We start from the raw sequence: 7,865 nt of genomic DNA on the forward strand, positions 1-7,865 counted from the left end.
GTTGACGGGCGTATTCCATGTCGGCAGCGTCACGCGGGAAGGACACGGCGAGGTAATCGACTTCCATCTCGGCGGCGAGCTTGATGTCGGCCTTGTCTTTCTCGGTCAGGGCCGGAGCCGTCAGGCCACCACCGCGACGGTTGATGCCTTTATGGTCGGACAGCGGGCCGCCGATCAGCACGGTGCAGTTCAGTTCGGTGGCGGTGGCAGTATCAACGCGCATTACCACGCGGCCATCGTCGAGCAGCAGCTCGTCGCCCACGCCGCAGTCTTTGACCAGGTCCGGGTAGTCGATGCCGACCACTTGCTGGTTGCCTTCGGTCAGAGGATGGCTGGTGGAGAAGGTGAATTGATCACCGATCTTCAGCTCGATCTTCTTGTTGGCGAATTTGGCGATACGGATTTTCGGGCCTTGCAGGTCACCCAGCAGGGCCACGAAGCGGCCGTGCTTGGCGGCGAGGTCACGCACCAGCTTCGCGCGAGCCTTGTGCTCGTCGGGGGTGCCGTGGGAGAAGTTCAGGCGGGCGACGTCCAGGCCAGCCAGAATCAGCTGTTCGAGAACTTCCGGCGAGTTACTGGCCGGGCCAAGGGTAGCGACGATTTTGGTACGACGGACGGACATGCAAAGACTCCTGAGTTCAAGCGCTGAGTGAGGCTACTATGCTCTAGGGGTGTAGTCATTGTTCGTTTGCACTACTTTTTATAAAGATCTTGTTCGTCGCTTTTATCTCCAGGCGAATGCTTTTGGTGCAGGCAGCCTGAAGTTTTTACTCAACGGGTCGATACAGGGCTCAAGACAGGAGAACCCCCCATGCGATTTGCGCTCATTGCCGTCCTTGCCCTCAGTGTGACGGGCTGCGCCCGTTGGTCCATGAACCATCATTTGAATCTCGCCTACAGCGCCTATGACCGTGGCAATTGCGAGCAGGTGATGCTCGAGTTGTCGAAAGTCGAGCGCTCCAGTCGCGTGCGGCCTTATGTGTGGCCGGAAGTCTCGATGATGCGTGGCCAGTGCCTGGAACGGCAGATGCTGTTCGTCGATGCGGCGCAGACTTACGAGTTCATCATCGCGACCTACCCGCAAAGCGAATACGCCTACCGCGCCCGCGCCCGTCTGGAAACCCTGCAGAGCACGGGCCATTACCCGATCCGCAGCGCAGCGGCCCCGCGCCCGACTTACTGATTGCAGTTGTCATGCAACGGCTGGCTCACCGGTGGCGGTGAGCTATAGTCCAATAGATCGGTTTCAGAGCCCTTGCCTCTGAACCGAGGTCATGCCTGTGACCGGCAGCAGTGAGCGTCAGCATTGTGTGGACTGTCGCACCGGAAGCGGGGAGAGCGCGCCTACCTCTAAACAAGTCACGCAGGCTCGTTCCGAAGCAGTAGTGCGGCTCTGCTTAAGGGCCTTGCTGGGCGAATTACGCATGTTTACCAACCGCCGTATCGAGCGGCATCAACTGCCGTATTTCCTGAAGGTGTTCAACAGCGTCACTGACAAACCCATCGGGTTTCTGGGCAATGTCTCTGCCGACGGACTGATGCTGATCAGCCAGTTGCCGATGATGATTGGCGCCGATTTCGATTTACGCCTGAAAATCCCCGGTTGCAACGGTTGCCTGCAAGTCATCGATTTTCGGGCGTGTTGCCTGTGGTGCCACGAAGACGCGACCCCTCACCACTATGACGCCGGTTTCAGCCTGCAACGGGCACCGCCGGAGTATGGGCAACTGGTGAGTGCGTTACAGCAATACTTCAGTTTTCAGCCGTTGCCGGCGTCGGCCTGAAGTTAGCGGCGCTTTCGCCATCGCGGACAAGCCCGCGATGGCGTCAGTTAAGGCATCTCAAACTCAAAGCTCAGGTCGTTTAATCGCCTGTTCGTTATCCAGCGACCGCTCCACCAGCATCAATCCCAACTCACTCAACTGATAAATCAACATCGCCAGGTGCCGCGGCTTGTCATCTAGGCTTTCGGCTAGGTCGAGCAGCAGAATGTTGACCGATGAAAAGGTTTCGTAGGTCTGGATGGTCAGGGCTTCGGGATTGGCATCAGGGGCAACAGTGAACATTTTCATGGCGCGGTCTCGGGATGAGCGGAGGGAGGTGATGTCGGGTTCGAGATAATGGTCGAGCGCCTTTTTAGCCGCCTCGTGGAGTTTTCTCGGGTCGAGGTAGCTGTAGGGGGAACGAAGATTCGTTTCGGGTAGCTCGGGTTGGGGGGGCATTGGTTATCTCCTTGTTGGGGCTTCACCATTTCGGAATGAGATGAAAGGGTGGTAACTGCCGATAGGAGAACCTTATGTTGGGAGAGGTAACGTCACAATCAGACAGGGTCGATGAGATCTGTAGGCAGTGGCGCTTCATTCTGTAGTCGTTTGCGCGGCTATGTGAGAGCCAAGCGACGGGGGCAAAAAGTGAGTTAGATGCTAGGAGCGCTTTTCGCGACATGGCAGAGCAGCTTCCCCTAGCTACTGCACGATGAAGAGCATGGGAAAGTAATTGAGGAGAAGCTGCATGAAATTGAAGATCAGCTAGACGTCAGGATCCGGACTTTTTGGCTCTTTTGGTTCGTTGAAATCTGTGGAGATAGACAGAAGCGCCAAAGATATAAAGTCTTGGTTTCGATCAAGCGTATCCAGCGCACCTCGGATGTTACCCGCCACTTCGGTAGCACCGTGTCGTTCCACCCAGTTTGATAGCTCTTCTACTGCTGCGCCTAGCGCCAGTTGGTTCTCGTAGAGTTTCGTTAACACTGAAGTGAGTAGAATTTTCTCGTCCATGAACAATTCCTTTTGACTAAACGATGAGGTTGTAAGTCAGAGTGTTTTTTGCGAGTACTATCAAATAAGTACTAGTGATTAATGCTCGTTCAGCATATTTGTTTGCGTCTCAAGACCTAACCAATTGATTGCGACTTACCATTAAATTGTTCCGGCTTTTTTCCATTCCAAATATCGAGTCACCAATTTTGCACCCAACTCCACGGGCCGCGCATCCACCACCGGCACTCCATGAGCACTCAACCGCTCATGGAGCTCCGCCCGCGCATTCAAGTAATCCACCGTCCCACAATAAGCCAACGCCTCCGGCAAGGTTTGCACGGGTGCGTGCCGCAAATTGTCGAGCAAGTCTTCGCGCAAACTCGCCACCAGCACCCGATGTTGCTTGCTCAAACGTTTGACGGCGGTCAGCAGTTCTTCGTCGTCTTCATCGCGCAGGTTGGTGACCAGCACCACCAGCGCCCGTCGTTTCTGGCGGGCCAGCAACTGGGTGGCGGCGGCCTGGTAATCGGCGGGGCGTTGGGTGCTGTCGAGGTCGTAGACGCTGTTGAGCAACACGTTCAGTTGACCAGTGCCTTTGACCGGGGCGAGGTAACGGGGATGATCGCTGGCGAATGTGCTCAGGCCCACCGCATCGCCTTGGCGCAGGGCGATGTAACTGAGCAACAGGCAGGCATTCAGCGCGTGATCGAAATGCGCGAGCTCGCCATCCTGGCTGCGCATTCGGCGGCCACAATCGAGCATGAAAATGATCTGTTGATCGCGCTCGTCCTGATACTCACGGGCGATCGGCGTGCGCTGGCGGGCGGTGGCTTTCCAGTCGATCTGGCGCAGGCTGTCGCCTTCGCGGAATTCCCTCAGTTGATGGAACTCAAGGCCCAGCCCGCGACGCTGGCGCTGCCGTACGCCGAGCTGGCTGATCCAGTTGTCCACCGCCAACAGTTCGCCGCCGTAGAGGCGAGCGAAGTCGGGGTAGACGCGGGTGTTGTCGATCACGTTCAGCAGACGCTTGTCGGACCATAAGCCCAAGGGGCTCGGCAAGCTGATTTCGCAGTGTTCGAAGCTGAAGTGGCCGCGCTTGAGCGGACGCAATCGATAGCCAATCTGGCTCTGTAGCCCGGGTTGCAGTTCGACGGACAGGGGGAGGTTTTCGAAACTCAGTCCCGGCGGCACATGGTCGAAAAGCTGTACGTTCAGCGGTTGAGCAAACGCATGTTCAATGTCCAGTCGCACTTCACTCCACCGGCCCAATGCAAGACTGCCGGGCATGTGACGGTGCACGCGCGGCGAGGGCAGGCGTTTGAGGCGAATGGTGTCGAGCACAGCCAGCGCCAACAGGGCCAGCAGCAGCCCCCAGTTGATCGACAACAGGGTCGACGGGACGGCGAAGTCCAGTGCCCGCAATGCGCCCAGCACGATGCCGATGGCCAGCAGGATCGCGAGCCAGATCAGCAGCAGGCGCGAGGGTTTCACAGGCGCGGCGCCGGTACTTGATCGAGCAGTTGCTTGAGCACTTGATCGACGTCCAGCCCCTCGATGTCGAGCTCCGGTGCGATCCGGACGCGATGACGCAGCACCGCCAGGGCGCAGCCTTTGATGTCATCCGGAATCACGAACTCACCGCCGCGCAGCAACGCGCGAGCCCGTGCGCAACGCACCAGCGCGATGGACGCCCGAGGCCCGGCGCCGAGGGTCAAGCCGGGCCAGGTGCGGGTGGCACGGGCCAGGCGCACGGCGTAATCGAGCACCTGATCGTCCAGCGGAAAATCGCTGGCGATGCGCTGCAAGGTCGACACGTCCTTGGCCTGCAACAGGGTGCGCAGCGGCTGCACATCGAGCATGTCGGCGCGGGTCGAGCGGCTGACCTGGCGCACCATGTTCAGCTCTTGCTCGGCATCGGGGTAGTCCATGCGCACTTTGAGCATGAAGCGGTCGAGCTCGGCTTCGGGCAGTGGGTAAGTACCTTCCTGCTCGATAGGGTTTTGCGTGGCGAGCACCATGAACGGTTGCACGATGGGCAGGGCGCGGCCTTCGAGGGTGACCTGGCGTTCTTGCATGGCTTCGAGCAGTGCGGCCTGGGTTTTCGCCGGGGCGCGGTTGATCTCGTCGGCCAGCAGCAGGTTGGTAAACAGCGGCCCTTTGCGCAGTTTGAATTGTTCGGTGCTCAGATCGTAGACCGCGTGCCCGGTGACATCGCTGGGCATCAGGTCGGGGGTGAACTGGATGCGTGCGAATTCGCCGCCGAAGCAGCGGGCGAGGGCGCGCACCAGTAAGGTCTTGCCCAGCCCCGGCACGCCTTCGAGCAGCACATGGCCGCCAGCGATCAATGCCGTCAGCACGTCGTCGATGACCGTGTCCTGACCAATCACGGCTTTCTGCAGTTCGGTTCTCACCGCCTGAGCCAACTGACTGGCACGGTGGCGTTGCTGGGCAGCGTGGGTCGCGCTGCCGGGCTCGATCTGTTCACTCATAAGTTCCGGAGCCTTGGTAACTGTTACATTGTTTTTATCTTCCATAAATCAGTCACTTACCTAATCTAACTTTTTTCACGTATTTTTTACGCGTGGGACGAGTGAGTGACTGCCAATCTGCCTCAATGCAATCCCACGACAACCCCTCATTTAAGCGTTCGTCAGAGGTGGAGGTTAGTCTAGGCGGTCAGGGAGCACGCGATTTCAGAATGGATTACGTAACCGAAGAAAATCCAATTTGAGTGCTCGAGCTTTCGTCCATTTACTCGCTCTGGTGTTGATCCTGCTGCAAAGGGCCTTCCGGCCTACCATCCGGCGGATCTTGCTAAAGATCTATATCTACGGCTATCTGAGAGAATTCAGTTCAGCCGCAGGGTGGCGCGTGCGGATTGCCTCTAAGATTCGTTACAGCCCTATTTCAGCTAGCTCAATTCGAATCCTTTCTAACAACTGGTCCCTGTTGGCATCCTCTATTGATGTGAGATAGCCAGCGAAGATTATGCTCATGGGATGAACCCCGAGAACGTCTGCCATCTGCTCGATTTTGTCTATCGACGCACTGCCTCTTCCTGCTTCGAGGTTGCTTATGTAAGGCTGGCTTGGACCTAAGCTTTCTTGCGGAATGTCTCTCTTAAGTCGATAGGACTTGATGGAGGTGCCAATGGCCTGCTTGAGTTCCAATCGCATAAGTACTTCTCGCAAAAGGAACGATAAAGCCGGTCAAAGCTGTTTTGTTCTATACTGTATGCAGTATAATTTAGCGTATCAGTCTGATTTTTACGGGAAAGGGGGCATTTTCCTCTCCCACATAGCTTCGACACAATGCCTTCCTACTGCTATGGGCGGTGAGATGCTGCGACAGCGGCTATTGAAAGGGGAACCGGCAGCAGACGTGTTGCATTGGTGTGATTGATACGTCTTGGAAAACGAAGTCACCGCGTTCTCCCGACTACGTCGAATTGCAGGAGCGTACGCTGCTTGAAGACGGAACGTTTTTTTGTCCGCTTGGGAACGCTCAGTTGGCTTGATGACCTCTGCTCTGGGGTGAGAGGTCGCAACACTTGGAGCCGGACCAGGCCGTCAAGTAGAAGGAACAAAAATGGGATTCCAAGATGATTGGGGCCGCGAGGGTCGGCCCGAAGAGGTAAAACGCATAAACCAGTCGGTGGAGACTGAGCTCGCTGAGTGGGCAAAACGGTGGAAGCTCAATGGCGTTTGTATCATCTGCCGACATTGCGGGGGCAGACAAAAACTTTCAGATTCTGGAATACCCTTCGAGAACCATTACAAAAATTCCTGTGCATCTATTCCCGACCCTCAGCAATACCCTTTTGGAGACCTAGGGAGGATTTTGTCAGGATGGCATTCAACTCTATGGTGGTTTGATGACGAGGACTACTGCTAGTAAAAAATTAGTGAGGCTTAAATGACGATGCCATTTGAACGGACCAGATCCGTTGCACAAACTCACGCTTTCCTGACGGAGCTTGCTCGCGACACAGAAGTGCCCGAACGCGTTAGACAAAACGCTCACTTCCTTTTACGCCACTTTCCGACTAAGCACGATGTTCTCCAGGCTGGCCTAATTGAGGAGCAAGCGAAAAAAATAGGGATAGGCACATTTGGCCCCGTTTTTTGCTCCTCAACTGAAGACTGGTAGGAGTGCAACACAACAGGCGGCTTCCGACCCAGGCTGTGTGAAAACGCCAGCGATTGTCTAATCTACAGATCGTCTAGACCGTGGCGGGGGCGATGAAGCGATTCGTTGAAGGTGAGGCTCTGACGCAAGTCACGTTGTTGCCGGAGTGTCTGGACGAGAAAATCGAGTGCGATTGGTCGACGTTTTCGTCGACACCTCGACCTGAGGGCACTTGGGTTTCGAGGTGTTGATCCTGCTGCAACGGGTCGTCCGGACTACCATGCAGCGATCTTCCTGAAGAACTATATCTACGGCTATCTCAATCGGATTCAGTCCAGCCGCCGACTAGAGCGCAACGTCGAGTTGATGTGGCTGACAGGGCGTTTGGCCCCGGAATTCAAAACCATTACTGACTTTCGCAAAGACAATGGCAAAGCCATTCGCAGCGTCTGCCGACAATTCGTAGTGCTTTGCCGCAACTTCAATCTCTTAACCAAACGTGAGCAGCGATCAGCCAAGAATGAAAATTTTGCGCAGTTCTCCATAAGTCATAGGAGCTTTAGGGGCATTTTTTGAAGGGAATAAGTAGTCACCACGGAAAGCCAACCCTTTGGATGTACCTGGCTACTGACATTGCTCAAGCCATGCGTTTTAGTACATTCCACTTCGCCTTTTTATATGAGTAATTGCATGGACTTAACCACCCCTTGCATTCGACTTGACCAGTGCACATGAGCTCCATGACTGGCTAGACTCGACCTAAAGCAAACGGTGGCGACAGGCAAAAATCGGCCGATTCTGTTGAAAAAGTAGCTCCCATGTCTGGGCTGCGGCAAAATTGCTGCATTGGCCGGCGGGGGATCACACAGCATGATGGGACAGTTATCGAGTGGGCAGGAGCGACTGTTTTACTCGTTCAACCTTGAAGATCACATCCCAGCCAATCACTTCTGCGCAGCATTGATCGGTGTCTCGATC

The 7,865-nt window shown here is 55.8% G+C and carries 9 protein-coding genes and 2 pseudogenes; 5 read left to right on the forward strand and 6 right to left on the reverse strand.

Annotated elements, in window-relative coordinates; all coding sequences use genetic code 11:
- A partial coding sequence (locus AC1D2P_RS29705) for a pyruvate kinase (protein WP_477811735.1) occupies window positions 1–622 on the reverse strand: 622 nt, incomplete at its 3' end.
- A gap of 189 nt (window positions 623–811) precedes the next feature.
- Here AC1D2P_RS29705 and AC1D2P_RS29710 point away from each other — a divergent pair.
- The gene (locus tag AC1D2P_RS29710; protein ID WP_046033261.1) at window positions 812–1,183 is read left to right on the forward strand and encodes a tetratricopeptide repeat protein; all 372 of its coding nucleotides are present in this window, start codon (window positions 812–814) and stop codon (window positions 1,181–1,183) included.
- A 241-nt stretch (window positions 1,184–1,424) separates the two neighbouring features.
- The gene (locus AC1D2P_RS29715) at window positions 1,425–1,784 is read left to right on the forward strand and encodes a PilZ domain-containing protein (RefSeq protein ID WP_046033262.1); all 360 of its coding nucleotides are present in this window, start codon (window positions 1,425–1,427) and stop codon (window positions 1,782–1,784) included.
- Between the two features lie 63 nt (window positions 1,785–1,847).
- Here AC1D2P_RS29715 and AC1D2P_RS29720 read toward each other — a convergent pair whose 3' ends face one another.
- The 4 genes from AC1D2P_RS29720 to AC1D2P_RS29735 form a co-directional block, all read right to left on the reverse strand.
- Window positions 1,848–2,222: a DUF6124 family protein gene (locus tag AC1D2P_RS29720; protein WP_046033263.1), complete on the reverse strand. Its 375-nt coding sequence runs from the start codon at window positions 2,220–2,222 to the stop codon at window positions 1,848–1,850.
- A gap of 306 nt (window positions 2,223–2,528) precedes the next feature.
- A complete protein-coding gene (locus AC1D2P_RS29725; RefSeq protein ID WP_046033264.1) occupies window positions 2,529–2,777 on the reverse strand; it encodes a hypothetical protein in 249 nt (82 codons plus the stop codon).
- A gap of 141 nt (window positions 2,778–2,918) precedes the next feature.
- Entirely contained in the window at window positions 2,919–4,250 is a 1,332-nt protein-coding gene (locus tag AC1D2P_RS29730) for a DUF58 domain-containing protein (RefSeq protein WP_109785055.1), read from the reverse strand.
- Window positions 4,247–5,248, reverse strand: a complete 1,002-nt coding sequence (locus AC1D2P_RS29735) for an AAA family ATPase (protein WP_477758501.1) — start codon at window positions 5,246–5,248, stop codon at window positions 4,247–4,249. The genes AC1D2P_RS29730 and AC1D2P_RS29735 overlap by 4 nt, the downstream gene beginning before the upstream one ends.
- A 273-nt stretch (window positions 5,249–5,521) precedes the next feature.
- On the opposite strand from AC1D2P_RS29735, the pseudogene AC1D2P_RS29740 reads away from it, so the two are divergent.
- Window positions 5,522–5,632 (forward strand): annotated as a pseudogene (locus tag AC1D2P_RS29740) (hypothetical protein); the annotation flags it as partial.
- A gap of 21 nt (window positions 5,633–5,653) precedes the next feature.
- Here the strand turns inward: AC1D2P_RS29740 and AC1D2P_RS29745 are convergent.
- A complete protein-coding gene (locus AC1D2P_RS29745; protein ID WP_477758500.1) occupies window positions 5,654–5,935 on the reverse strand; it encodes a helix-turn-helix domain-containing protein in 282 nt (93 codons plus the stop codon).
- 745 nt (window positions 5,936–6,680) lie between these two features.
- On the opposite strand from AC1D2P_RS29745, the gene AC1D2P_RS29750 reads away from it, so the two are divergent.
- Together AC1D2P_RS29750 and AC1D2P_RS29755 are read left to right on the forward strand one after the other, a co-directional pair.
- A complete protein-coding gene (locus AC1D2P_RS29750) occupies window positions 6,681–6,908 on the forward strand; it encodes a BPSL0761 family protein (RefSeq protein ID WP_477811736.1) in 228 nt (75 codons plus the stop codon).
- A 92-nt stretch (window positions 6,909–7,000) separates the two neighbouring features.
- Window positions 7,001–7,382: pseudogene (locus AC1D2P_RS29755) on the forward strand (transposase); the annotation flags it as partial.
- Window positions 7,383–7,865: the final 483 nt, after the last annotated feature.

It is taken from the genome of Pseudomonas sp. P1_F1_2 (assembly GCF_056405815.1).

What these genes read in the sequence shown, in the direction of transcription:
- AC1D2P_RS29725 (WP_046033264.1), bottom strand. Translation starts at nt 2,777, where the DNA reads ATGGACGAGAAAATTCTACTCACTTCAGTGTTAACGAAACTCTACGAG.
- AC1D2P_RS29720 (WP_046033263.1), bottom strand. Translation starts at nt 2,222, where the DNA reads ATGCCCCCCCAACCCGAGCTACCCGAAACGAATCTTCGTTCCCCCTAC.
- AC1D2P_RS29750 (WP_477811736.1), top strand. Translation starts at nt 6,681, where the DNA reads ATGCCATTTGAACGGACCAGATCCGTTGCACAAACTCACGCTTTCCTG.
- AC1D2P_RS29745 (WP_477758500.1), bottom strand. Translation starts at nt 5,935, where the DNA reads ATGCGATTGGAACTCAAGCAGGCCATTGGCACCTCCATCAAGTCCTAT.
- AC1D2P_RS29715 (WP_046033262.1), top strand. Translation starts at nt 1,425, where the DNA reads ATGTTTACCAACCGCCGTATCGAGCGGCATCAACTGCCGTATTTCCTG.
- AC1D2P_RS29710 (WP_046033261.1), top strand. Translation starts at nt 812, where the DNA reads ATGCGATTTGCGCTCATTGCCGTCCTTGCCCTCAGTGTGACGGGCTGC.
- AC1D2P_RS29735 (WP_477758501.1), bottom strand. Translation starts at nt 5,248, where the DNA reads ATGAGTGAACAGATCGAGCCCGGCAGCGCGACCCACGCTGCCCAGCAA.